Source organism: Pseudomonas sp. NPDC079086, assembly GCF_044542155.1.
In the GTDB taxonomy this organism is placed as follows: domain Bacteria; phylum Pseudomonadota; class Gammaproteobacteria; order Pseudomonadales; family Pseudomonadaceae; genus Aquipseudomonas.
The window spans coordinates 184,701-209,418 of record NZ_JBITTY010000005.1; the positions used below are offsets into that span (position 1 = coordinate 184,701).

A 24,718-nucleotide genomic window follows, 5' to 3' on the forward strand; every position below is an offset into this window, starting at 1 on the left:
TAGGCTGAACGAATGAACAACTCACACGCTCATTTGCCGCCAGCAACCCCGCAAAATCAGTTGGCAGGCAGCTTGCACCTGCCCTTGCGACCATGAAGCCGGACAGCTTGGCGCGGGACGAGGAACTGCTCGAGCAGACGGCTGCCGAGCGCGCGGGTGATCTTGTGCTGCGGCCGTTTCAACTGTTCGCACAACGGCAAGCGTCCGGCGGCTTGGTCCTGCTGGGCTGCGCCATCCTGGCACTGGCCTGGGCCAACTCGCCGTGGGCATCGGCGTACGAGCAGTTGCTGCACGTTCCGCTGAACATTTCCCTTGGCAATCAGGTGTTGCGCCTGGACCTGATGCACTGGGTCAACGACGGCCTGATGGCGATCTTTTTCTTCGGCGTCGGCCTTGAAATCAAACGCGAGTTCCTCGTCGGCGAGCTGGCCGAACGCCGCAAGGCCATGTTGCCAATCGTCGCCGCCGTGGGCGGCATGGTGCTGCCGGCACTGATCTATGCCGGTTTCAATTTCGATGGTCCAGGCGCCAAGGGCTGGGGCATTCCGATGGCCACCGACATCGCCTTTGCCCTCGGTGCGCTGGCCGTGCTGGGCTCGCGTATCCCCGAAGCCCTGAAGGTTTTTCTGGTCGCACTGGCCATCGTCGACGACCTCGGCGCACTGTTGGTCATTGCAATTTTCTACACCGCGTCGATCGACTGGCGCGGCATCGCCGTGATTGTCGCCGTGCTACTTGCGCTGGGGGTGGCCAACCGCTTCGGGGCCCGCCGGGGCGCGATCTATCTGCTACTTGGGCTGGGTTTGTGGGCCGGGTTTTTCATGTCCGGTCTGCACGCGACGCTGGCCGGCGTGCTAACGGCGTTGTTTGTGCCGGCGCGGGTGAAAATCCTGCCGAGCGCATTGCCAAAGGTCATCCACCGTGGCGCCGACGACATCGAAGCCCAAGCCCTCGATAACGACTCCGATGCGCTGCATCCCGATCGAGTAGCCATCATCGGTGCGCTCGACGGTAGCCTCAATGCAGCCACCGCACCGCTGCAGCGTTTCGAGCACGGGGTGCAGCCCTGGGTTACCTACGCCATCCTGCCGATTTTTGGTTTGTTCAATGCGGGGGTGGCCATCGACGCCACGGTATTGCGCACGCTACCCACCGCTGTGCCACTGGGCATCATGGTCGGGCTGGTGCTCGGTAAATCACTCGGCATCAGCTTGGCCAGCTGGCTGGCAGTGAAGACCGGGCTAGCCGAACTGCCTGAAGGCTCGACCTGGCGGCAGCTGATTGGCACCGCCTTCCTGGCCGGCATCGGCTTCACCATGGCGCTGTTTATCAGCAGCCTGGCGTTTCATGACAGCCATTTCGAGCGAGAAGCGCAACTGGCCATCCTGATCGGTTCATTGCTGGCCGCTGCGATCGGCATCAGCATTCTGCTGACGACAAAGGCCGCCAAAACAGCGGACGCGCAGTAAGTGATTGCCTGCCAGATCCATGACAACGGTTTCCAAACCTCAACCGCCACAAACAGGCAGCCTCAACATTTGCTTCGGCGAGTCTCGGTTGAGCTGTTCAGGTTTTTGGCTGCTTGCCGCTGAGGGACAACTGACCAACAAGGAATCTGCATGAAAATCGACGCGAATAAATTCAAAGTCCGCGAAGGCGCCGAGGTAGACCTCGGCCTGTGGGCCACTGCGGTCAAATCGCTGTGCAAGTCGAAGAAGGCTTATCACAAAGTACTGAAAAACCACGTCGAGCAGATGAGCGAGCAACAACGCATGCTCTACGCATCAAACCGCCATGCCCTGCTCATCGTGTTTCAGGCGATGGACACGGCCGGTAAAGACGGCGCGATTCGCCATGTGATGTCGGGCGTTAACCCGCAAGGTTGCCAGGTGTTCAGCTTTCAGCACCCCAGCGCGAATGAACTGCAGCACGACTTCCTTTGGCGAACCACGCGCGATCTGCCCGAACGCGGGCGCATCGGCATTTTCAACCGTTCGTACTACGAGGAAGTACTGATCGTGCGCGTGCACAGCCACCTATTGCACAGCGAGCACCTGCCCGACGAGCCCGCCGACGAATCGGTGTGGCATGGCCGTTATCGCTCGATTGTCGACCTGGAAAGACACCTGCATGCCAACGGCACACGCATCATTAAAGTGTTTCTCCACGTCTCGAAGAATGAGCAACGCAAACGTCTGCTGGCACGTATCGATGAGCCCGACAAAAACTGGAAGTTCAGCGCCGCTGACATCGCCGAACGCGAGTATTGGGACGCCTACATGCAAGCCTATGGCCATGCCCTAAGCGCGACCAGCACGGCGGACTCACCCTGGTTTATCGTCCCAGCGGACGACAAGCACAACGCCCGCCTGATCGTCTCGCAAATCGTGCTCAACGCACTGGAAGGTATGCAGCTGAGTTATCCAGAGGTCAGCGCCGCGCGCCGCCAGGAACTGAAGAGAATCCGCAAGCAGTTGGCCAAGTGAACGAAACGGCCCGATTAACCCTTACCCGCGCCGGTACTGGCAGACTGCGTGACTCTCACCCACTCTGCATAAAGCGCCAATGGTGCGGTAAATAAACGCGGCTATGGCCTCTTTGAGTCAGTAGCCGAGCGGTCCATAGCGGCAGACTGCTATGGATCGCTGACCACCTGCTGGGGCGAATACGTGCAATCGAGGCAAAGGCAACACTCCATGCCACGCCGCCAACATCCATTGAGCTGATCCAACTCCAGCTGTAACTCAGCTGCAAGGAAACCGTTGCGGGTCGCGAAATGCGTCAGTCAGATGATCGAACACCAGGCGCACCCTGCGTGGTACGGGGCCCTGCTGTGGGCGATAGATGAACAGGTCCCAGGGTGGCGGGGCAAGGTCGTCCAGCACCCTTACCAACCTGCCGCTGCGCACGAAGGGGCTGGCCAGGTAGATCGGGATCTGGCCAAAGCAGGCGCCAGACAGAATCGCCTCAAGCTCGGTATCGGCGTCGTCGCAGATCAGCACCGGTTGCCGGGGGCTGAAACTCTGGCCATCGGCAAACAGCCACGGCCAGGGTCTGCCATTGCGCTGATCAATCAACGCCGACAGCGGACAGACGTCCAATGCCTGAATCGAGCGCGGCACGCCGGTTCGCTCGATTAGCTCCGGGCTGGCAACCACATGCATGGGTACTGGTGCCAGTGCCTTGGCAACGTAGCGACGGTCGCGGATCAACCCGACCCGGATACCGATGTCGATCTGAGCCTCCACCGAATCCGTCATCTGGTCTTCCAGCCGCAGGTGGAACTGCAGGTTTGGATGAGCCGCCATCAGCGGCTGCAGAAACGGAATCAGATAGTGTCGGCCAATGGTTTGCGGAGCGGTAATACCGATACGGCCTGAAAGCTCAGGTTCACTGCGGTGTGAGCGGAACAGTGCATCGAAGTGCTCGAGGGCCGCGCGGGCTTCCTGTGCATAGCCCTGGCCAAAGGCGGTGATGTGCACCTGGCGGGTATTGCGGTGGAATAGCGGCTCGCCCAACTCGGCCTCCAGCGCCTGAACGGCGCGTGTAACCCCCTGCGGAGAAATGCCCAGCCGTGTGGCAGCTTCACGGAAGCTGCCGGACTCGGCGGCCGCGCAGAAGATCCTGACCATCTCCATACGATTGAGCATGGGTGACTCCTTTCTATTCCTGAATTAGGAATAGCTTAATCCAAACATTTCCATTTATTGAGATTTGCTGTGGGCCTACTGTGCTCGCAGGCCAGGGACATCTCCCGGCGCCATCCAACCTGTCACGATGAGGTTCACAGCATGAGCAACAACATTTCCGGAAAAGTGGTGATTATCACTGGCGCCAGCAGCGGTTTGGGCGAGGCCACTGCCCGCCATCTGGCGGCCCTCGGGGCTCGGGTCGTCCTGGCGGCGCGTCGCAAGGACAAACTGGATGCTTTGGTAGCAGAGCTGGTGGCCGCCGGTGGCCAGGCGGCGGCCTACCAGACTGATGTCACCTCCCAGGATGACGTCAAGGCGCTCATCCAAGGCGCGGTGGACACCTTCGGCCGCCTCGACGTACTGGTCAACAACGCCGGCCTGATGGCCATCGCGCCCCTGAGCGAAGGGCGTGTGGACGAGTGGGACCGCATGATCGACATCAACATCAAGGGCTTGCTGTACGGGGTTGCGGCTGCTCTGCCGGTGTTCCAGCAGCAGAACAGCGGTCATTTCATCAATATCGCCTCGGTCGCCGGTTTGAAGGTATTCAGCCCGGGCGGCACGGTTTACAGCGGCACCAAGTTCGCGGTCCGTGCCATTTCCGAGGGGCTGCGCCATGAGGTTGGCGGTCGCATTCGGACCACCACCATCGAGCCGGGTGCCGTCGATTCCGAGCTCAAGTTCGGCAGTTCCCACCAGGCCAGCCGCGATTTCGTGGTCGACTTTTATCAGCAGGCCATTCCCGCCGAGTCGGTGGCCCGCGCTATCGCGTTCGCCATCGAGCAGCCTGCCGATGTCGACATCAACGAGATCGTGCTGCGCCCGACGGTGCAGGAGTTCTAAGCCAAGCAAGGCGCCTGCGGGCGCCTTTGCTGTCAAACCTGCAGGAGCAGGAATACGCGATGCAAACCGAACAGATGGATACCGGGTTTCTGCAGGACTATACCGACGCAACACTGGCGAAGACGCTGCTCCCCAAGCCGAACTCTTAAATGGGACAGGTGCTGGCCAGTGGCTTCAACCCGATCGACCAGGCCCTCTTAGACCGCCCAGGCTTACTACTCCTGCTGCGGATTCTGCTCGCTGCACAAGTCAGGATCTTCGCTGAGCACTATGCGCTTGATACGCCCACTGTCGAAGAACGGCACCTCTGGACAAAAGCGTTGGCCTACTGAAGCCTCTGTTTGATGTCCTGATGGACCCGTTCAACCGCGACTGAAGGATGCTAACTGCAAACGCTGCGGCAATTGCTCTGCAAGAAAGTCGAACAGCCGCCGTAGGCCGGCGCGTTGGCGTTGGTCTTCATGCATAGCCAGCCACATCTCCAGCTCAAAGCCGAACAGCTCAGGTGCCAGTGCTACCAGCTCGGACTCCCGCGCAGCCAGGCTGGCATGACACAAGCCGATACCCAGGCCAGCCCGCAGTGCCGCCAGGCGCGCCATGGCGCAATCGGAGCGGAATGCCAGGTTTTCGATTGCCAGCGGAAAGCCGTGTTCCTGCCAATGCGCATGCCGCCCCAGATGCCGGTCATATCCGATTAGTCGGTGCACTGAGAGTGCATCGCGGGTATTCGGTGTACCGTGCCGCGCCAGGTAGTCGCGGTGCGCATACAGGCCGAGACGGCTGCACCCTAAACCGCGGGCGAGCAAAGCATCCTGCTGCGGGCGCTGCATGCGTATGGCCAGGTCTGCTTCACGGCGCAACAGGTCTTCATTGTGCTCGGTAATGGACATCTCCAGGCGCAGACCAGGGTTATCTACCTGGAACTCGGCCAACAGTGGTGTCAGCACCTCCACACCGATGACCTCGGGTACTGTGATACGCAGACTGCCTCCCTCACCATCGTCTCGGGCACTGCGCTGGATAGCTGCCACTGCACTGGCCATGGCCTGTGCGGGCTCGCACAGGCGTAGCGCTGCCTCGGTGGGTACCAGGCCTTCCGGGGAGCGAGTGAACAGACTGGTTCCGAGCTTGGCTTCCAAGCGGGTGATCTGGCGGCTCACCGTCGGCTGTGTACTCAGAAGGCGCCGCGCTGCCGCGCTGAGACTGCCGCACTCAATCACTGCCAGAAAGTAGCGATAAAGATCCCAATCAGCCGACATGTCAGTCGATTTGTGCATAGCCACTCCACGTTACTAAACGTTCCCGCACCAGGCAGTGCTGACTTAAGGTGGGCAGATTACCAGCCCTTGGAATCTGCACCATGCCCTCGCCAAGCCCCTTTCCCTTTGACCGCTCCCGCCTAGCTGCCCTGCGCGCTCGCGAGGATGCAACTTTCGTACAGCGCACGCCGCGCTCCCAGACTTTGCGTGAAGAAGCCCGCCAATTTATGCCGCAGGGCGTACCGATGGCCTGGATGATTTCGCTTAACCGCTTTAGCCCGCCCTTTATTCACTCGGCCAGCGGCGCGGTGTTCACCGATGTGGATGGCAACGAATACCTGGACTTCAACGTCGCCGATCTGAGCATGACCATGGGCTATGGCCCGGCGCCTATCGTAGAGGCGGTCAGCCGCCAGGTTCACCAGGGGGCGCAGTTTCTTTTACCCACCGAAGACGCGGTGGTGGTCGGTCGTCTGTTGGCCGAACAGGTCGGCCTGCCTTGCTGGCAATTCACACTGTCTGCTTCGGGTGCAAATGTCGAGGTCATGCGTATTGCACGGCATATTACCGGGCGAGAGAAAATCGTCATTTTCGACGGCCATTACCACGGTCATATCGACGAAACCATGGTCAGCCAAAGTGAGCATGGCGTGGTGCATGAGCAACTGGGTTTGGCCAAAGGCAGCGCGGCCAACACCCTGATACTGCCGTTTAATGACCTGAATGCACTGGAGCAGGCGCTGGCAAAAGGTGACGTGGCCCTGGTGCTGACGGAGCCGGCGCTGACCAATTGCACTCTGGTACAACCCGCTCCCGGCTACCTGGAGGGCGTGCGCCGCCTAACCCAGCAATACGGTACCCTGCTATGCCTGGATGAAGCGCATACCTTCCAGTTCGCACATGGCGGCTTGACCGGCGCATGGGGCCTGCAGCCCGATTTCGTGGTGCTCGGCAAAGGGCTTGGTTCGGGTATTGCGTTCGCGCTGTATGGCATGAGTGCAGATATTGCTCGCCATCTGGAGTGCTTCACCGACAGTGATATTGGCCCGGCTGGCTTGGCCACCGGTGGTACGCTTTACGCCTCGGCACTGGCAGTTTCCGTCGCCCGCGCCAGCCTGGAGCAGGTACTGACTGTTTCAAATTACCAGCGCATCGAACGTCTTGGCCAACGCCTGGCTGAAGGTCTGCGTTTGGCATTCTCGACCTATGATCTGCCCTGGCAGGCGTTCCAGCTCGGCCCGCGTTCGGGCTTCTGCCTGACTGCCGAACTGCCACGCAACGGTGCCGAGGCCAACGTGTCGATGGACGCTGAGTTCATCGACTGCCGGCGCTTGTATATGGCCAATCGTGGCGTCTGGGATGGGATTCTTTCTGCGGGGCCACAGGTATCCTTTGCCCATACCGAGGCTGATATCGACCGCTATGTTGAAGTCGCCAGCGCCTTTCTCGCAGAACTCTTTGCCTAAGAACCGCTATGGGTTATCTGAGAAACCCGGAGATTGCCAATCCCGCCGATCACGAGTACTGGGACGCCTATATCCACGGCGGACTCACTCTGGTTTATCGTGCCCGCGGATGGCAAACACAACGCCCGGCTGATCGTCTCGCAAATTGTGCTCAACGCACTGGAAGTGCATGCAGCAGAGGCATTCATGTGGCTTGCAGCGCCGCAAATAATGGTCACAGCACCAGCCAAGTCAATCCTGCTTGAGCGCAGTAAAGCGAAGCCGCAAGGCGTTGCTGATCACCGAGACCGAACTCAGGCTCATCGCCAATGCGCCGATCATTGGCGACAACAGCCAACCGGTGAATGGAAACAGCACACCGGCGGCCAGCGGCACGCCGAGCATGTTGTAGAGGAAGGCAAAGCCGAGGTTCTGCTTCATGTTGCGCACCGTGGCCACCGACAACTCACGAGCTGTTGCAATGCCGCGCAGATCGCCCTTGACCAGGGTAAGCTGCGCGCTGTTCATCGCCACGTCGGTGCCGGTGCCCATGGCGATGCCGACATTGGCCTTGGCCAGCGCGGGTGCATCGTTGATGCCGTCCCCCACCATCGCCACGATTCGCCCCTCCTTTTGCAGGCGCTCGACCAGCTGCAACTTGTCCGCCGGTTTGACCTCACCATGCACCTCTTCGATGCCCAGACGCTTGCCCACGGCCTGCGCCGTCGTCAGGCCATCGCCAGTGGCCATGATGATGCGCAGTCCAGACGCCCGTAATGACTCCAGCGCAGCGGCGGTGGTGGCCTTGATCGGGTCAGAAACCGCCAGCAGCCCCGCCAATTTGCCGTCCACTGCCAGGTGCATAACGCTGGCGCCCTGCCCGCGTAACTCTTCGGCTTGGCTCGCCAATGACGTCACATCTATATTCAGCTGCTGCATTAACGCGGGGTTACCAATGGCCAGCGACTTACCGCCCACAGCACCCTTCACGCCGATGCCTGACGCCGAGTCGAATTGTTCAGCCTTCTCCAACTCCAGCTTGCGCTCTCGCGCCGCGCTGACAATAGCGGCAGCCAAGGGATGCTCACTGCCCTGATCGAGGCTGGCAGCCAGCCGTAGCACTTCGTCGTCGCTAAAGCCATTAACGCCCAACGCGCGCTCAAATGCTGGTTTGCCCTCGGTCAACGTGCCGGTCTTGTCGACGATCAGCGTATCAACCTTGCACAGGTTCTCGATGGCCGCCGCATCGCGAAACAGTACACCATGCGTGGCGCCTCGACCCGTGGCGACCATAATCGACATCGGCGTGGCCAGCCCCAGCGCGCACGGGCAGGCGATGATCAAGACCGTCACGGCAGTGATCAGGCCATAGACCCAGCTCGGCTGCGGGCCGAAGAGGCCCCAAGCGAAGAATGTCAGCAGCGCGATACCGACCACGCCATAAACGAAGTAGGCCGCCACGCTATCCGCCATGCGCTGCATCGGCGCCTTCGAGCGCTGCGCCTGCGCCACCAGCTGCACAATCTGCGCGAGCACGGTGGCCGAACCTACATGTTCGGAGCGCATCAGCAGCGCACCGCTGGTATTGAGTGTGGCACCGATGAGCTTGTCACCCTCGTGCTTGCTGACGGGCAAGGGTTCACCCGTCAGCATCGACTCGTCGAGCGAGCTGCTGCCTTCAAGTACCACACCATCGACCGGCACCTTTTCCCCTGGTCTCACGCGCAAGCTGTCGCCTTCGTGCACATGGCTCAGCGGAATGTCTTCCTCGCTGCCGTCTGCATTAACCCGGCGCGCCGTTTTCGGGGCCAGGCCAAGCAGCGACTTGATCGCCGCCGAGGTTTTTGAGCGAGCCTTCAGTTCTAGTAACTGGCCGAACAACGTTAGCGAAATAATCACCACGGAGGCCTCGAAGTAAACGGCCACCCGCCCCATCGAGATAAATGAAGCCGGGAACACGCCAGGCGCTAAGGTCGCCACCACGCTGTAAATAAACGCGGCGCCGGTGCCCAGGCTGATCAGCGTCCACATGTTCGGGCTGCGCTGCAACACGGATTGCACGCCGCGTACAAAGAACGGCCAGCCAGCCCATAGCACCACCGGCAGTGACAGAATCATCTCGATCCAACTCTGCGTGGCCATGTCAAACCAGCCAAGCTGATGACCGAACATGGCGAGCACCATGACAATCACCGACAGCGGCAGCGTCCACCAGAAGCGCCGGGTAAACGAGGCCAGTTCTGGGTTCTCGTCATCGTCGAGTTCGGGAACAACCGGTTCTAGGGCCATGCCGCACTTGGGGCAATTACCCGGATGCGACTCACGGATCTCCGGGTGCATTGGGCATGTATAAATTGTCACGGCCTGTGATGCCGGTTCCGGAGCTTTTTCTACTGCAGGAGACGACTGCTCGCTGTACTTGCCCGGTTCCGCGCTGAATTTTTCCAGGCACTTGGCACTGCAAAAGTAGAACGGTTTGCCCTCATGTTCGACCTTGTGCGCCGACTGAGCGGTGACCTTCATACCGCACACAGGATCCTTAACTTCAGGGCTCTGCGCGGGTGCAGGCGGATTGTGCTCGTCGTGGCCTGTGCTCACTGTCGTTTCCATGCGCTGCTCCATCTTCGTTCGGCAAGTGCGTTGTGGTACTCCGACCTACTGCTTAGCCGGCACCTGCTGGTCGATCATCAACTGCATCATCGCGTCCATCATCTCCATGCGACGGTCCTCGCCTGTGCAATCCATTGGCATCCCATTGCCGCCCATGTGATTACCCATGTGCATACCAGCCCCCATGTCCTTGCGCATCTGCCCCATCATCGCCATGCCGTTCTGCATGGAGGTCATACCTTCATGCCTTAACGCGGCACGTTCTTCAGGCGAACGGGCTGCCATCATTTTTTCGTGTATGCCTTGCATCGCCTTGGTGTGCTGCTCGAACGTGGCGGCATCGAACTGAGGCGCAGCAGCTGCAACCGGGGTATCAGTCGGCTGATCGCTCTGTGTAGTTGGCGTGGCGGCATGTGCGCCGGCAACGAACGTGAATGCCAGGATGGCGATGACTTTTTGAGTGTTCATGGTTACCTCCAGTGAGTTGGGGTAAATCTGCGTTATAGCCATAAGAGCGCGTTGATCGATATCAACACGCTGTGTTGGCACGGCTTAATGGCAACAGCAACCGCCGGCCTTCTTCACCGGCGTACTAATGGCCGGCTCGCCAGTGGTTACAACCGGGGAGTAACCCGCCTGCACAATGGCCTGGCTGAGTTCGGCTACGGCGCTTGCCGACTCAATCTGTACCCGGTGCGATGGCAAATCGATCTGCACGTTGGCCGCTGAATCAACAGCCAGCACCGCTTGGGTAATAGTTTTTATGCAGTGGCCGCAGGTCATGTCTTTTACGTCGAAGGTAATCATCACGCGTTCCTTATAGGGCTGTGGTTGATGATTCGACTTTCACCCTTGCCACCGTGGCAAGGTCAAGCACAGAAACAACGGACTCAATTTATTGAAAAGCACGTAACGCCAACTGGCCCTTCTGGACGCGAAAATTTTGCGCCGAATCCGTCACAATCTGCAGATGCACTTTTCTGCATTTCGCTAACTATCCGCCTGCGTTGGCGGTCGGTCTGTTCGCTGCGACACGCAAGCCGATAGTGAAGTCGGGGCGGTGCTCACGCGGGCCGTAGAAAGGGACAAGAAAAGGCGACAGATTTATTTTCGGCTACTAGGCGCTGAATACCCGAAGCAAATCCGTGTATATGCCGAAGACCGACAATAGGTGCGCTCAGCACTGCAATGATCGCAGTGAAGCTGAAGAGCCAGAGCAAAAGGGTTATCACGCACAACTGTGCAGGCTTGGATATGGCGTCACTACTCGACCTTCTCCCTGACTTCCGTCGACGCAGCGATAAGCAGTTTGTGTGCTAACCGAACCGTGTAGAATCCCGCGCCCCAAAAAATGCAGGAGACAACACGTTGGCTATTCACTTCACCGCGTCCGCGGAAAATGTCGCATGTGGACGCACCGGCTCGAACCTGAGCAGCACCCAGGATGTAACTCAGGTTTCATGCAAACTGTGCCTGCGCAGCGTTGAGAAAGGCACTGCTGAGCCTGTCCGTAAAACCCCAAGTCTTGCTGAACTGAGGGCCGCAGCAAAAGCTGCGAAGGCCGCTGCCGCAGCGGCTGAGACGGTAAAGCCAACCGCCACCTTGAAACCCCGCGCCGAATGGCAGCAACGCCTGGAGCAACTGCCGGGTAGAAACCGCATCCCGCGCGGCATCGCTCGGCAGGTATTTGTCTAAGCACTATTGGCCGATTTCAGCCTGCCGCCAACGACCGCGTTGGTTCGACGCCAAGCATTAGCACCGGCATGGCTTGTTAAACCCAGGTAGGAGCCTGAGTCAGCAGCCTTATTGCTTGAATGCCACAGCAACCGCCTTGGCTGCATCATCAATAGCGCGCTCATCCTAAGGCGCAAAACCCAGCACCAGCCCCGGTCCTCGGGGCTGTACGCATTAGCGCGCCAGCGGGCTGCGGACGGGCGAGCGCAGCCGGTTCACTTTCCACCTGTAGGTTGCAGATGATATCCAGCCCGGCGCGGATCGCCTGTACGTCATTCAACCCCAGCTAAAGCCATCTAAGTCATCGCCCTGGGCCTCTCGACCGGCAACAACGCGGCGGCCAACCTGATCGGTTATGCACCGACTGCCTACAGCCAACCCAAGTACGTCACCTGCCTGAACCTAGGCAGTCCGGGGACGGTCTTCACTGAAGGCTGGGAGCACAAAGTGGTGCTGACGGGTATAGAAGGCAAAGAGCTGAAAACCCAGATCAACCCCCAGTGGATCTACCCACCGGCAGCGGATCGCGCATCCGCCCGAACTGCTGCTGATCAGCTGATTCCAGTGGTGGCTTAGCCATTTGCTGCAAAAACCCAATAGAGAGATAGCCGGGGATGGATTGAAGGATAAGGTTCAGTAGTTTCCAGACTGCGCGAATGTGGAAACTACTCAGGATGGATAACCGTAGTTGTCCACCTGCCGTTAAGGCAGTCGGCGCCGGGCCGGAACCAGATATTCAACAGCCGCTTGTGCCTGCGACTGTTCTGCAGCGCGGACCGACTCATCTGGACCGCGAATAGCCATGCAACATGGCGCTATGAAACATATGCAGGACGCTTTTATCGGTCGTCCGAATTGCACGCTCAGTAGAGTGAGGCCACAGCAGAGTCATGAAAACTTGCGGCGCTGAAGTCGCGTGAATACAGGCAGCTTCCTCAATTTTCCTAGATATGGCCGCACGACGAAGTGCAGTGCCGCGCTAGAGCGCCTGTACGGAATTGCGCGATGTCTTTGCAACCCTATTCCTGACTGACCGCAGCCAACTCCAGAAGCCAATACGGTGCTGACCATGCGTTTGAATGCTGCGATTGTAGTGTTGCTAACCAGCCTGGTCGCCGCGACCTATGGTTTCGGGATCTACCTGTTTGCCCAGCTCGTACCCGACATGCAGGCCTCTCTGGGTTTCGACTTTTCCTACGTGGGCAGTATCACGGCCTCCGCGCAATTGGGGTTTCTGCTCTGCGCGCTGCTGGCCGTTTGGCTGACACCCAAGATCGGCGGTGGCTGGATGATAGTGGCCTCGGGGGCAGTGTGTGCAGTGGCGTTACTGCTGATTCCGTTGTCAAACAACATTCTGGTTATCGGCGCATTGCTGACCCTGCTGGCAGGTACTGCTGCGACCGTGTTTGTGCCGATGGTCGATGTCATCGCCAGGGTGGTGGCCTACCGTTACCGGGGTTTGGCTATGGGCCTGGTATCCAGCGGGACCAGTTATGGAGTCGCGATCAACAGCCTGTTGGTGCCCATGTATGCCGCGCAAGGCGAATGGCGCAGCGTCTGGTGGTGGGTGGGGCTGATTACCGTGGCAATGGCGTTGTTGGTACTGGTGGTGTTCAAGAAAGGCGGTTTGCTCAAGCAAACCGTGCAGCCGGCATTAACGCCCCTGGCGACCGAGAAGGTTGTGCCAAGCATGCGCCTGGAGCTGATAAAGCCGTGGGTGTTACTGATCTGGTCAATGAATTTTTTGATTGGTTTCGCGACCTTTCCGTTCCAGACCTACCTCTCGTCGTATCTGCGCACCGAGCTGGGTTTTGGCGTGCAGTTCAGCGCCCAAGTCTGGGCCGTGATCGGTTTCGTCGGCATGTTCGCGGGGCTGGCAATCGGCTGGCTCTCGGACCGAACCGGGTTACGCGCCGCCATGTTGTTGGTATACGGCTGCGTGGTGACGGCCGCACTGATATTCGTGATACATCCCTCAGGCCATTGGCCGCTAATCGCTGCAGGGCTGTTCTCTACGGCTTTTTACCCAATCTTCGGGCTTATTCCCGCTTACGTCTCCAAGTTGGCATCATCCAGCGCCATGGCCGTGTCCATATTCGGTGTCGCCAACGTGATGCAAGGCTCTGGCGGCATGCTTGGTAACTACGGCGCAGGGCTATTGGCCAATCACAGCGGCAGCTTTGTTGGGATATATGCCGCCATTAGCGCCGTTGGTGTATTGCTTATCGTGTTGACGCTAAAACTTCCCAGGGAAGCCCCAGCAGCCACACCGGCAGGTTTAACCGTTAACTACCCTACGGTGAGTTAACGGCCTGTTTCACAACCCGCGATCGTCCTAGGGCATCACATAGCGCTGCACAATCTGCTCATAGCTGCCATCCGCCACCAACTCACTCAATGCATTGGCATACGCCTGCACAAAGGCCGGATCGCTTGAGCGCTTACTGAACGCCACGTCCGCCGCATCACTGGATACGACGATCGCTGTAGGTTTTATCTGCTCATCAAATCCAAGCTGATGAATCTCGTAGCGCCCGGTATTTTCATCGGCTATCACGCCATCGATCCGGCCTTTACTGACCATGCGCCAAAGGTTGCCGCGATTGGGCGCCATCACCACACGCGCAGCAAATGCAGGGGCACTCATCAGCTGCTCATAGTCCGCGCCATAGGACACATTGATCTGTGCGCCTAAACGAAACTCGCTGCGCTGCAGTTCCAACAGGCTATTGATCGGCCACTGCGCTAACGCTGATGGACGCATAAACAGGATATTGCGCGATGGCGGCAGCACAGGGCCGGAGAAGTACGCATAGACTTCGCGCTCGGGGCGGCGGAAAGCACCGGGCAAAATATCCAGCCGGCCCAGTTCCAGCTCTTTGAGCGCACGCGCCCAGGGTAGTTTGCGTAATTTTGTCTGGCAGCCCAAACGAGCCAAGGCCGCGCGGTTGACCTCAATCGAAATGCCTACAACCCCGCCGTCAGCGGTTTGCATGCTGAAGGGTGGATCGTCGTCCCAACGCAGGGTTTTCTCGCACGCGGCTATTGCCAGACCAGGCAAACAGGTCAGGAGCAACAGAGCACGGAATAAGCGGTGGAGCGACAGAGATGAGCGGCGTACATCGACTGCAATCAAGATCATCACTCACGCTGGCGCGATGGGAGGTCGAGTGAGTCTAGCAGCCTTGCCCACAGCTCAAGCAAGCCGTGGGCAAGAGTTTTTCACTCAAGCCTCGACACTGCCCCACTGCTTGCTCAGACGCTTATCCGACACTGGCAGCTTGGTACCCAGCTGTTGGGCAAACAACGAGACGCGATACTCCTCCAGCAGCCAGCGATACAGCACCAGCTGCGCATCGCGCTTACCTTCCTGACTGTGCTTGGCCAGACGCGCCTGGTACTGCTCCCAGTAACCGGCCAGCTCGCCGCTCCACACGCGGTCGCGTTGCACCTGGCTAGCGATCTTGTCCAGGCGCTGCTCGATAGCTTTGAGGTAGCGCGGCAGCTCCTTGAGCCACTGCGCCGGGGTTTCGCGGACAAAGCCGGGATACACCAGGTTGCTTAGCTGCAGCTTGATATCGTTAAGCGCCATAGCCTGGGCCAAGTCGATTTTGCCTTTGAAGCGTTTCTGCAGGCCGTGCCACAGCTTGAGCACTTCCAGCGTCAGCTTGGCCAGACGTTCGGCATGCTCGGTCCAGTCGCCGCGATTGCGCTCGGCCAAGGCCGCCAGTCCTGCGCCATCACGCGGTAGCGGCTCACTGCCTTCGAGGATGCAGCTGTCGAGGCTGGCGAGAAGAATGTCTTCCACCAGCGCATCAATCCGGCCCAGCTCGCGATGGAGCAAGGCCAGCTCGGTCAGCCCCGGCAATTTGTTACGCAGAAACTTCGCCGGTTCGGCCAGTTGCTGCAACAGCAGGCGTTGCAGCGCACGACGATGCTGAAACTCAGCTTCGGCCAGAGTCGGGAAGCGCCCTTCCTTGACCACGCCCGCCTCTTCCACCAGCGCCGGGTAAACAGTCATGGACAGACCCGCAACCTGCTGCTGGGTCTTGGCAGCAACTTCACTAAAGGCTTTGGCTTCGACCGGCTGCTGACTCTTGGCGGTTTTCGGCAGGGCCAGACCGGCCTGCGTCGCTTCGCTGAAACGTGCCGTCAGTTCAGCCAGATCGCGGCCTTCACCCAAGGGTTTTCCCTGGTTGTCGACCACCTCGATATTCATCCGCAGATGACCTTCAAGCTGCGCCTCGGACTCGGCCCACGCCTCGTCACTGACCCGTGCGCCGGTCATGCGCGTCAGTTCGCGGCCCAGGGAAAGCGGCAAGCTACCTTCAGCAAACTGCACTTTGCTCAACGCCGCGCCGACAAAGTCCGGCACTGGCACAAAGTTCTTGCGTAGCGCCTTGGGCAGGCCGCGTACCAGGGCCATGCACTTGGCTTCCAGCAGGCCCGGCACCAGCCATTCCAAACGCTCCGGCGGCAATTGCGGCAGCAGCGGTGCAGGTACGCGCAGAGTCACGCCATCACGCGGGTGATTGGGCTCGAAGTGGTAGGTCAGCGGCAGGGTCAGCTCGTCCAGGCGCAAGGTATCCGGGTACTGCGCGGCGGTGACTTCTTTGGCGTCGCGAGCGAGCACATCCTCTTCGCGCATGATCAGCAGTTGCGGATTCTTCGCGCTTTCAGTTTTGTACCAGCTGTCGAAGGTGGCGCTCTGGTAGATGTTCGCCGGCAGGCGTGCCTCGTAATAGGCAAACAGGGTTTCTTCGTCGGCGAGAATGTCACGCCGACGCGCCTTGGCTTCCAGTTCGTCGAGCTTCTCCAGCAACTGGCGGTTGGCGGTCAGGCACTTGGCGCGGCTATGCATTTCACCACCAACCAGCCCTTCGCGGATAAACAACTCACGCGAGACCACCGGTTCAATCGGGCCGAAATGCACGGCGCGGCGACCGACCACGATCAGGCCGTAAAGACTGATCTGTTCATAGGCCACCACCTGACCGCGCTTCTTCTCCCAATGTGGCTCCAGGTGATTTTTCTTGATCAGGTGGGTGGCCAGCGGCTCAATCCAATCCGGCTCGATCTTGGCCACCATGCGCGCAAACAACTTGGTGGTTTCCACCAGTTCGGCGGCCATCAGCCACGTGGGTTTCTTACGACCGATGACAGAGGACGGGTGCACCCAGAAGCGCCGCTGCCGAGCGCCGAGGTAGTCGCCGTCTTCAGTTTTCTGGCCTATCTGGCTAAGTAGACCGGCGAGGATCGCCTTGTGCACCGCGGCGTAGCTTTTACTGCGCTGGGCGGCCTGGTCTTTCTCAGCCAGTTCTTTTTCTTTCTGCACCGCTGAGAGCTGTGCTCCGGCACTCCGGCGGTCTTGACTAGCCGGCGCCTGCTCTTTAGCACGCGGGTCGCCCTTAGACGAGTCGCTCGACGGTTTACCTAGCTGCAAATCACGGGTAATCAGCACCAATTGACGGTGGGAGTCGCGCCATTCACGCAGACGCAGATAGTTGAGGAAGTTCTTCCGGCACCAGCTGCGCAGCGCGCTTGAGCCCAGCGCTTGGCGCTGTTCCTCGAAGCCTCGCCACAGATTGATCAGCGCGGCGAAGTCGGAATCGACATCCTTCCACTGCGCATGGGCCTGGTCGGCGGCCTGCTGGCGGTCCGATGGACGCTCACGGACATCCTGCACCGACAGCGCACTGGCGATGATCAGAATCTCTTCCAGACTGCCCTGCTTGGCGCCTTCCAGCACCATGCGACCCAAACGTGGGTCCACCGGCAAACGCGCCAATTGGCGACCCAGCGGGGTGAGCTGGCCCTCGCGATTAACCGCCGAGAGTTCCTGCAACAGGTTGAAGCCGTCGCTGATAGCTTTGCCATCCGGCGGCTCGATAAAGGGAAAGGCCTCGATCTCGCCGAGGCGCAGATGCAGCATCTGCAGAATGACCGCCGCGAGGTTAGTGCGCAGAATCTCCGGATCGGTAAAGGCCGGCCGGCCGATGAAGTCCTCTTCACTGAACAGGCGAATACAGATACCCGGCTCAACCCGCCCGCAACGGCCTTTACGCTGATTGGCGCTGGCCTGGCTGATGGCCTCAATCGGCAGGCGCTGGACCTTGGCGCGGTAGCTGTAGCGGCTGATGCGCGCCGTACCGGAGTCGATCACATAACGGATGCCCGGCACAGTCAGCGAGGTCTCGGCGACGTTGGTGGCGAGCACTATTTTGCGCGCTCCCATGGGGGCGAAAATCTTCTGCTGCTCGGCCGGGGTCAACCGCGCATACAGCGGCAACACTTCGGTCATACGCAGGTTAGCTTTGCGCAACACCTCGGCGGCGTCGCGGATTTCACGCTCACCGGGCAGGAACACCAGAATGTCGCCAGGGCGTTTGCCTTCGGCTTTCTCGAAGGCACTGATTTCATCGAGGGTGGCGAGAATCGCCTGATCGACCGAGAGGTCTTCTTCGACCCGGTTGCCCTCCTCGTCCTGCTCAGCGGCGAGCGGTCGATACCAGGTGTCCACCGGGAAGGTACGCCCGGATACCTCGACAATCGGCGCGCCGCCAAAGTGTTCGGAGAAACGCTGCAGGTCGATGGTCGCCGAGGTGATGATCAGTTTGAGATCAGGCCGGCGCACCAGCAGGGTTTTCAGAAAGCCCAGCAGAAAGTCGATATTCAGGCTGCGTTCGTGGGCTTCGTCGACGATGATCGTGTCGTACTTTTCCAGGTAGCGGTCGTGCTGGGTTTCGGCCAGCAGGATGCCATCTGTCATTAATTTGATCAGGCTGCGCTCGTTGCTCTGGTCCTCGAAGCGCACCTGATAACCGACCAACTCGCCCAGCGGCGTGCCAATTTCCTCTGCAACCCTAGTCGCCACGCTGCGTGCTGCCAGGCGACGTGGCTGGGTGTGGCCGATCAGCCCATGCACGCCACGGCCTAATTCCAGACAGATTTTCGGCAGCTGAGTGGTCTTGCCCGATCCAGTCTCACCGGCGATCACCACCACCTGATGCGCAGCGATGGCCGCCTTGATCTCGTCGCGCTTGGCGGCGATTGGCAGCGCATCGTCGTAACGCATCGGCGGCACGCTCAGGCGACGCGCTTCAACCTTGGCGCGAGACGCCTCAAAGCGCTGCAGCCACTGCGCCAGTTTGGCCTCGTCCACCGGCGCCTGCTTGCGCAGCTCATGCAACTGGCGGCGCAGGCGATGACGGTCGCCCAGCAGGGTTTGGTCGAGGTTTTTCAGCAGTTGGTCAACGGCAGGCGTGGCTTCGGTCATCGGGCAATCGCGGGGGTCAAGGGGAATGGCTGGAGGGTGGCGATTGTCGCAGATTTAGCCGGAGGAAAACGACCGAGGAGCAGAAAGCAAGAAGCCCATCGACGATGGGCTTCTTGCCTCAAGGTATGGTCTTAAACAGCATCGACATCGTCGGCCTGCAAGCCCTTCTGCCCCTGGGTAACGGCGAATTCGACCTTCTGCCCTTCGAGCAGAGTGCGATGGCCTTCGCCACGAATGGCGCGGAAATGCACGAATACATCCGCACCGCTCTCGCGCTGAATAAAGCCATAACCCTTGGAATCATTGAACCACTTGACGGTGCCTGTCTCGCGCTCAGCCATTTCTGTGTCTCCAGCATGCAGTTTTTATTGTTTGGCGCAGCCTGCAGGCGAGTGCCCGGCCATCACCTAGGGCCGAGTATAAAACAGCGTTTATGACTGAAAAGGACTTTTTACAGAAAGGCTGCAGGCCATACAGGACAAGCTATGCAGCGATATTTACGGAGAAGAAAGCAGACAACAGGATGGGCTCACCGTGCAACGGATAACCCACCCCAGGCTCAACGCTAGTCGCGCTCAGACCACATCACGCCACCGGTGGCCCAGTCGCTTTTCTTCACTTCTTCGAAGATCACATCAACCGCGCTGGCATCGCAGCCAAGCACCTTGGTCGAGGCGTCGGTCAGGGCTTTGGCGTACTCGCGTTTGATCTCGTTGGAACGGCCTTCAAATATTTTGACCAGAATGGTGGGCATCTAATAATCCTTAAAACAGGGGAAACAGGACTGCTTAGATCGGTCACGGCGATCCGCTTGGCGCAATTGCGTGCGGGCATTATGGCGAGAGTTATAGTTTTTGGCTGCACTGCGCTAAAACGCTGAAATCCCTATAGGAGTGGCCTTGATCGCGGGCAAGCCCGCTCCTACATGAGCATCACTGCCCTGTGTCGATAAAAACAAAGGGCCGCATTAAGCGGCCCTTGGCAGATGTAGACAAAATCAGCCGTGCTTGCGCCGACGCCACAACCACAGCGCCAGTACGCCCAAAGTCAGCAGCAACGGCACCAGGGCGATATTGAGGAACTTGAGCGTGCTGCCCAACGCCTCAATATCGGCGTTCAACTGGTAGCGCACATCGCGCAGTTCCTTGCGGATCGCCAGTTTCTGCTGCACAAACTGCTGCACTGCGGCCTGTTGCTCAGGCGTCAGCTCCAGGGCTTTGCTCGGATCATCACTCTGCTGCAGCTGCGCCAGCTTTTGCTCGGTGTCGGCCAGTTGCGTTTGCAGAGCCTGTTCCTTCTCGCGGAACTTGACCTCGGCCTCACGCTGGATGGCATCCACCACCTCGAATGGCCGGGTGAAGCGACCGCGCGAACGCACGCTGATCAGCGCTTCAGAGCCAGCCAGGTTATCCAGGGCGTTGATCGCAAAACCGGCGTTATCCGCCCACGGCTGCGGAATGCGCTGGCCGAAGAAGTCCTGCACCTGTACCCACATGCGGTCGGTGAGCATGTCGGTATCAGCGACGACAATCACGTTGATAGTGTCTGCCTGCTTGAGGCCATCCTTCTGCCCTTCGATGCCTTCTGGGAAGGCCGACTGCGCCGGACCACTGATGCGCGCGGCCAGGGTGTAGCGCTCACCGGTGGGTTGCAGTTCGCGAATCAGCTCTTCGGGGTTGCTGAGCATGCCGAAGCGCTTGGCATCAAACGGCATGGCGTACTGCGAGCTACGGATCAGCGGGGTGAAGGTGGTTTTCGCGCCTTCCAGCGGTTCCAGGATGCCAGCAGTGGCCACCGTCATCGTTTCCAGCGAGGCGGTGCTGATGTCGTCCTTGTCCAACGCATTCTTCGGCAGACTCAGCCAGGCCGCATGGCGAACCGGACGTTGGCCCTGGCCCATGCCAACTGACATGGCATAGGAGCCATCACCGAGCACTTGATCCGGCACCATACGCAGGCCCCAGGCTTTAAATAGCTCTGGCAAGTCAGAGGCCTTGTCGACCACCATCTCACCAGGCATCTCGGCTTGAGTATCGGCCTCGCTGAACGGGTCAACAAAGGTCAGCAGTTTGCCGCCGCGCAGAACGAACTGGTCGATGGCATACAGGGTTTGCTCAGGCAGCTGCTTGGGATGGATCAGCAGCAGCACGGAGACCTTTTCCGGGATCAAATCAACGTCACGCTTGAGGCTTTCAATCTGGAACAGCTGACGAATTTCCTCGATCAGCATCCAGGCTGGCGTTGGCTGACGCGCGGCCATATCGAAGCCGCCGTTGACCTGTAAGCCAGACAGCACGCCAACCACAGGGCGTTCGGGCTTAGCCAGGCTTTGCACCAGGCGGCTGAGTTCGTATTCGAGGAACTCCTCCTGATCCAGAGCAAAAAACGGGATCACCTGAGTCAGACCTTCGGCATTCTTGCCAGCAAGACCGAAGTAGATCGAGTCGCCACCCTGTTGCAGCGGAATGCCCTGCAGGCCGAATTCGGCGGCTTTGTCTTCGTCCTCGGAGAACGGTGCGGGGTCGATGATGTTCAGCTTGAGTTTGTCACCGGCCTCACGCTGGTAGGCCTTGAGCATTTCCTCAACGCGCTTGGCGTAGGTGCGCAGGGCCGGCAGGTCCTTGGTTGCGGTGTCGGAATAGAAGAAGTTCAGCTCCACCGGCTTGTCCAGCTCGGCCAGAATCTGCTCGGTACCGCTTGAGAGGGTGTAGAGCTTCTGCTCAGTCAAATCCAGACGCAGACCGCTAAGGCTAAAACTGGAGAACAGGTTAAACGCGAGAAACGCCAGGGCAATGAGTACAAGCCCGGCGCTGGAAACCATCAGCTTTTTCATGGGTGTCCTCAATCCGCTTTCTTCAAATCGATTACCACCGCGGTCGCCGCCAACCAGGCAGCAATCAGGGTGAGGAAATACAGCAGGTCACGAATATCAATCACGCCCTTGCTGATCGCATCGAAACGGGTCAGAAAGCTCAAAGAGGCCACCGCATCAATCACCCACTGCGGTGCCCAGGCGCTAAAACCATCGAGCACCATGGGAAAACCGCTGACGATAAACAGGAAGCACACGCTGACCGACAGAATGAAGGCAATCACCTGATTCTTCGCCAGGGCCGACATGCACGAGCCAATCGCCAGATAAGCCCCCGCCAGCAGCCAACTGCCGATATAGCCAGTGATGATCGCGCCGTTATCCGGCTCACCGAGGTAGTTGACGGTGATGATCATCGGGAAGGTCAGCAGCAGCGCCAAACCAGCGAACACCCAGGCGGCGAGGAACTTGCCGGTAACCGCGTCGAAACGGGTAATCGGCAGGGTCATCAGCAGCTCGATGGTGCCGCTCTTGCGCTCCTCGGCCCACAGGCGCATGGCAATCGCCGGCACCAGAAACAGGTAGAGCCACGGATGGAAATTGAAGAACGGCGACAAGTTGGCCTGGCCGCTCTCGAAGAAGCCACCGAGGTAAAAGGTAAATACCCCGGACAGCACCAGGAAAATCAGAATAAACACGTAGGCCAGCGGCGTGGCGAAGTAGCTCGCCAGCTCGCGCTTGAAGATCACCGATAGCTTGGTCATACGCTCTCCCCCCTGGTCAGGCTGCGGAATACTTCGTCCAGCCGACCGCGTTCGACATTCAACTCACGCACCTTCCAGCCACGCTCGGCGATCAGCGCATTAACCTGCGGGAAGATCACCGCCCCTGGCTTGGCGAGAATGCTCAGGCTGTGCTCCAGGGCGTTCTCTTCCACCCCGGCAACGCCCGGCAGGGCAGCCAGCGCGGTCTGATCCAGCGCTTCTTCGGCGACCAAGGTGACCGCCTGGTGGTAGCGCGAGCGGCTTTCCAGCTCCAGCGGCGTGCCATCGGCCAGCAACTTGCCATGGGCGATGACCACCGCGCGGGTGCACACAGCGGAAACTTCTTCGAGGATGTGGGTGGAAATAATCACGATTTTGTCGTGGGCCAAGCTCTGGATCAGCTTGCGCACCTGATGCTTCTGATTCGGGTCAAGGCCATCGGTGGGCTCATCAAGGATCAGCACCTTAGGGTCATGCAGAATCGCCTGGGCCAGGCCGACGCGGCGTTTGAAACCCTTGGACAGGGTTTCGATGCTCTGCTCCAACACCGCCTCAAGCTCGACCTGAGCCACTGCCTTGGCGACCCGCTCGCGCTTTTCAACACCCTTGAACCCGCGCACCTCGGCAATAAATTCGAGGAAGCTGCGCACCGTCATATCGCCGTAGCACGGCGCGCCTTCGGGCAGATAGCCGATCTGCTGCTGCGCTTTGAGGGTGTCTTTCTGGATATCGAAACCGAGGATGCTGGCACTGCCGGACGTCGGCGCGAGAAAGCCGGTGAGCATCTTCATGGTGGTGGATTTACCGGCGCCGTTGGGGCCGAGAAAACCGAGGACTTCGCCGGGCTGGACGCTGAATGACAGGTCATCCACGGCTGTATGTTGCGCAAAACACTTGGTTAGGTTTTTTATTTCGATCATGGCCTCTCACCATTGCGGTAACAGGCCCTGCTTGCAGCCGCTGCTGACGCAAGCCGGGCGCTAAAGTGCCGGCGGACTATAAGGAGTCACGCGCGGGCAGCGCAAGCGAAGAACCGGCGGGTCATGTATCTGTTCGCTACAACGCAGCCAGGCGCAGGCTGCTTAACAACCAGCGCCCGGCAGATCGCAGATTAGAGGGTGCCGCGCAGGGCTTTTTCGAACAACTGGCTGTATTGCGCATCCGTAAAGGCAATCGGGTTGGTGCCGGCGGATGGATCCACCTCGGCCATCTGCCCTACCAGCTCGATGCGCGTGTCATCAATACCGATCTCGCCCAGGCTGTGCGGGATACCGACCTGTTCACGCAGCGCCAGCACCCACTCCAGCACAGCGCTGAAGCCAGGCTTAGGCAGATTCAGGTAGCGCGCCATTTTCTCCATCTGCGGTTCGATACGCTCGCGGTTAGCCACCAACACATAAGGCATCAGCACCGCATTGAGCAGCCCGTGGTGCGCGTCGTAGAGCGCGCCGAGCGGATGGGCCAGGGCATGCATAGCCCCCAAGCCGCGCTGAAAAGCCGTCGCACCCATGCTCGACGCCACCAGCATCTGCAGACGCGCCTCAACATCCGAACCTTGCGCCACAGCACGCGGTAGGTACTGCTGCACCAGACGCATACCTTCCAGGGCGATACCTTCGGCCATGGGGTGAAACAGCGGAGAGCAAAAGGCTTCCAGGTTATGCGAGAGCGCGTCCATCCCAGTGGCGGCGGTAATTTTAGCCGGCAAGCCAAGCGTCAGCTCCGGATCAAGAATCACCAAGGCTGGCAGCATGCGCGCGTGAAAGATGATGCGTTTGATATGCACCGCATCATCGGTGATCACCGAGGCGCGACCGACCTCCGAACCAGTGCCGGCCGTGGTTGGCACCGCCACCACCGGCGCCATGCCAGCGACATTAACGCGCTCGCAGTTATCGCCGATATCCTCGAAATCCCACAGCGGCCGATTCTGTCCGACCATCAGGGCGATGGCCTTGCCCGCATCCAGCGCCGAGCCACCGCCAAAGGCGATAACACCGTCATGCCCGCCGGCTTTAAATGCGGCGACCCCATCCATCACGTTCTGCCCAGTGGGGTTGCCCTTGATGCCGCTAAACAACCCAGCCTTGAGGCCATCATCACGGCAGTGCAACAGCGCGCGGTCGATCATCGGCAATGCAGCCAGGCCAGGGTCAGTGACCAGCAACGGCGCGCTCATGCCCAGTTGCCGGCAAGCCGCAGGCAATTCGCTGATACGGCCGACACCGACACGCACCGAGGTCGGGTAATTCCAGTTCATGCGGTAGTGATTCAGGTCCATGG

At 59.6% G+C, this 24,718-nt stretch carries 20 protein-coding genes and 1 pseudogene; 8 read left to right on the forward strand and 13 right to left on the reverse strand.

All coding sequences use genetic code 11. The features are described from left to right. Positions 1 to 92: 92 nt before the first annotated feature. Together nhaA and ACIGEK_RS20390 are read left to right on the forward strand one after the other, a co-directional pair. A complete protein-coding gene (gene nhaA, locus ACIGEK_RS20385; protein ID WP_397495069.1) occupies positions 93 to 1,469 on the forward strand; it encodes a Na+/H+ antiporter NhaA in 1,377 nt (458 codons plus the stop codon). Between the two features lie 150 nt (positions 1,470 to 1,619). Continuing rightward, positions 1,620 to 2,486, forward strand: a complete 867-nt coding sequence (locus ACIGEK_RS20390) for an ADP-polyphosphate phosphotransferase (RefSeq protein ID WP_397495070.1) — start codon at positions 1,620 to 1,622, stop codon at positions 2,484 to 2,486. A gap of 258 nt (positions 2,487 to 2,744) precedes the next feature. Here the strand turns inward: ACIGEK_RS20390 and ACIGEK_RS20395 are convergent, their stop codons facing one another. Continuing rightward, positions 2,745 to 3,650, reverse strand: coding sequence for a LysR family transcriptional regulator (locus ACIGEK_RS20395; protein ID WP_397495071.1), 906 nt, complete (start codon positions 3,648 to 3,650; stop codon positions 2,745 to 2,747). A gap of 141 nt (positions 3,651 to 3,791) precedes the next feature. On the opposite strand from ACIGEK_RS20395, the gene ACIGEK_RS20400 reads away from it, so the two are divergent. Continuing rightward, positions 3,792 to 4,535 carry an SDR family oxidoreductase gene (locus ACIGEK_RS20400; protein ID WP_397495072.1) on the forward strand — a complete coding sequence of 248 codons (744 nt, stop codon included), beginning with the start codon at positions 3,792 to 3,794 and terminating at the stop codon, positions 4,533 to 4,535. 149 nt (positions 4,536 to 4,684) lie between these two features. Beyond that, positions 4,685 to 4,867 carry a hypothetical protein gene (locus tag ACIGEK_RS20405; protein WP_397495073.1) on the forward strand — a complete coding sequence of 61 codons (183 nt, stop codon included), beginning with the start codon at positions 4,685 to 4,687 and terminating at the stop codon, positions 4,865 to 4,867. A 30-nt stretch (positions 4,868 to 4,897) separates the two neighbouring features. On the opposite strand, the gene ACIGEK_RS20410 is transcribed toward ACIGEK_RS20405, so the two are convergent. Continuing rightward, positions 4,898 to 5,812: a LysR family transcriptional regulator gene (locus tag ACIGEK_RS20410; RefSeq protein WP_397495074.1), complete on the reverse strand. Its 915-nt coding sequence runs from the start codon at positions 5,810 to 5,812 to the stop codon at positions 4,898 to 4,900. An 83-nt stretch (positions 5,813 to 5,895) separates the two neighbouring features. On the opposite strand from ACIGEK_RS20410, the gene ACIGEK_RS20415 reads away from it, so the two are divergent. Then, positions 5,896 to 7,260 carry a transaminase gene (locus ACIGEK_RS20415; protein ID WP_397495075.1) on the forward strand — a complete coding sequence of 455 codons (1,365 nt, stop codon included), beginning with the start codon at positions 5,896 to 5,898 and terminating at the stop codon, positions 7,258 to 7,260. 231 nt (positions 7,261 to 7,491) lie between these two features. On the opposite strand, the gene ACIGEK_RS20420 is transcribed toward ACIGEK_RS20415, so the two are convergent. The 3 genes from ACIGEK_RS20420 to ACIGEK_RS20430 all read right to left on the reverse strand — a co-directional run bounded on the left by ACIGEK_RS20420 (position 7,492) and on the right by ACIGEK_RS20430 (position 10,656). Next, complete coding sequence (locus tag ACIGEK_RS20420; protein ID WP_397495076.1) at positions 7,492 to 9,849, reverse strand: heavy metal translocating P-type ATPase; 2,358 nt, start codon at positions 9,847 to 9,849, stop codon at positions 7,492 to 7,494. Between the two features lie 45 nt (positions 9,850 to 9,894). Next, complete coding sequence (locus tag ACIGEK_RS20425; RefSeq protein ID WP_397495077.1) at positions 9,895 to 10,317, reverse strand: hypothetical protein; 423 nt, start codon at positions 10,315 to 10,317, stop codon at positions 9,895 to 9,897. A gap of 84 nt (positions 10,318 to 10,401) precedes the next feature. Next, positions 10,402 to 10,656 carry a heavy-metal-associated domain-containing protein gene (locus ACIGEK_RS20430; protein WP_397495078.1) on the reverse strand — a complete coding sequence of 85 codons (255 nt, stop codon included), beginning with the start codon at positions 10,654 to 10,656 and terminating at the stop codon, positions 10,402 to 10,404. A 561-nt stretch (positions 10,657 to 11,217) separates the two neighbouring features. On the opposite strand from ACIGEK_RS20430, the gene ACIGEK_RS20435 reads away from it, so the two are divergent. The 3 genes and pseudogenes from ACIGEK_RS20435 to ACIGEK_RS20445 all read left to right on the forward strand — a co-directional run bounded on the left by ACIGEK_RS20435 (position 11,218) and on the right by ACIGEK_RS20445 (position 13,891). Continuing rightward, the gene (locus tag ACIGEK_RS20435) at positions 11,218 to 11,544 is read left to right on the forward strand and encodes a hypothetical protein (RefSeq protein WP_397495079.1); all 327 of its coding nucleotides are present in this window, start codon (positions 11,218 to 11,220) and stop codon (positions 11,542 to 11,544) included. 342 nt (positions 11,545 to 11,886) lie between these two features. Then, a pseudogene (locus ACIGEK_RS20440) lies at positions 11,887 to 12,159 on the forward strand (NAD(P)/FAD-dependent oxidoreductase); the annotation flags it as partial. A gap of 493 nt (positions 12,160 to 12,652) precedes the next feature. Then, complete coding sequence (locus ACIGEK_RS20445) at positions 12,653 to 13,891, forward strand: nitrate/nitrite transporter (protein WP_397495080.1); 1,239 nt, start codon at positions 12,653 to 12,655, stop codon at positions 13,889 to 13,891. Positions 13,892 to 13,918: 27 nt separating this feature from the next. Here ACIGEK_RS20445 and ACIGEK_RS20450 read toward each other — a convergent pair whose 3' ends face one another. From ACIGEK_RS20450 to ACIGEK_RS20485, 8 genes are all read right to left on the reverse strand, one after another. After that, positions 13,919 to 14,725: a substrate-binding periplasmic protein gene (locus ACIGEK_RS20450; protein WP_397495081.1), complete on the reverse strand. Its 807-nt coding sequence runs from the start codon at positions 14,723 to 14,725 to the stop codon at positions 13,919 to 13,921. Positions 14,726 to 14,809: 84 nt separating this feature from the next. Continuing rightward, entirely contained in the window at positions 14,810 to 18,859 is a 4,050-nt protein-coding gene (gene hrpA / locus ACIGEK_RS20455) for an ATP-dependent RNA helicase HrpA (RefSeq protein ID WP_397495082.1), read from the reverse strand. Positions 18,860 to 18,990: 131 nt separating this feature from the next. Further along, positions 18,991 to 19,200, reverse strand: coding sequence for a cold-shock protein (locus ACIGEK_RS20460; RefSeq protein WP_339412517.1), 210 nt, complete (start codon positions 19,198 to 19,200; stop codon positions 18,991 to 18,993). Between the two features lie 224 nt (positions 19,201 to 19,424). After that, positions 19,425 to 19,613 (reverse strand): 4-oxalocrotonate tautomerase, encoded by a 189-nt coding sequence (locus tag ACIGEK_RS20465; RefSeq protein WP_394238218.1) that lies wholly within the window; start codon positions 19,611 to 19,613, stop codon positions 19,425 to 19,427. Between the two features lie 243 nt (positions 19,614 to 19,856). Next, on the reverse strand, positions 19,857 to 21,692 hold the full coding sequence (locus ACIGEK_RS20470) for a GldG family protein (RefSeq protein ID WP_397495083.1): 1,836 nt from the start codon (positions 21,690 to 21,692) through the stop codon (positions 19,857 to 19,859). Positions 21,693 to 21,700: 8 nt separating this feature from the next. Beyond that, positions 21,701 to 22,435: an ABC transporter permease subunit gene (locus ACIGEK_RS20475; RefSeq protein ID WP_397495084.1), complete on the reverse strand. Its 735-nt coding sequence runs from the start codon at positions 22,433 to 22,435 to the stop codon at positions 21,701 to 21,703. Beyond that, positions 22,432 to 23,355, reverse strand: coding sequence for an ABC transporter ATP-binding protein (locus tag ACIGEK_RS20480; protein WP_397495085.1), 924 nt, complete (start codon positions 23,353 to 23,355; stop codon positions 22,432 to 22,434). Before ACIGEK_RS20480 ends, ACIGEK_RS20475 begins: the two co-directional genes overlap by 4 nt. A 191-nt stretch (positions 23,356 to 23,546) precedes the next feature. After that, the gene (locus tag ACIGEK_RS20485; RefSeq protein WP_397495086.1) at positions 23,547 to 24,716 is read right to left on the reverse strand and encodes an iron-containing alcohol dehydrogenase; all 1,170 of its coding nucleotides are present in this window, start codon (positions 24,714 to 24,716) and stop codon (positions 23,547 to 23,549) included. Positions 24,717 to 24,718: the final 2 nt, after the last annotated feature.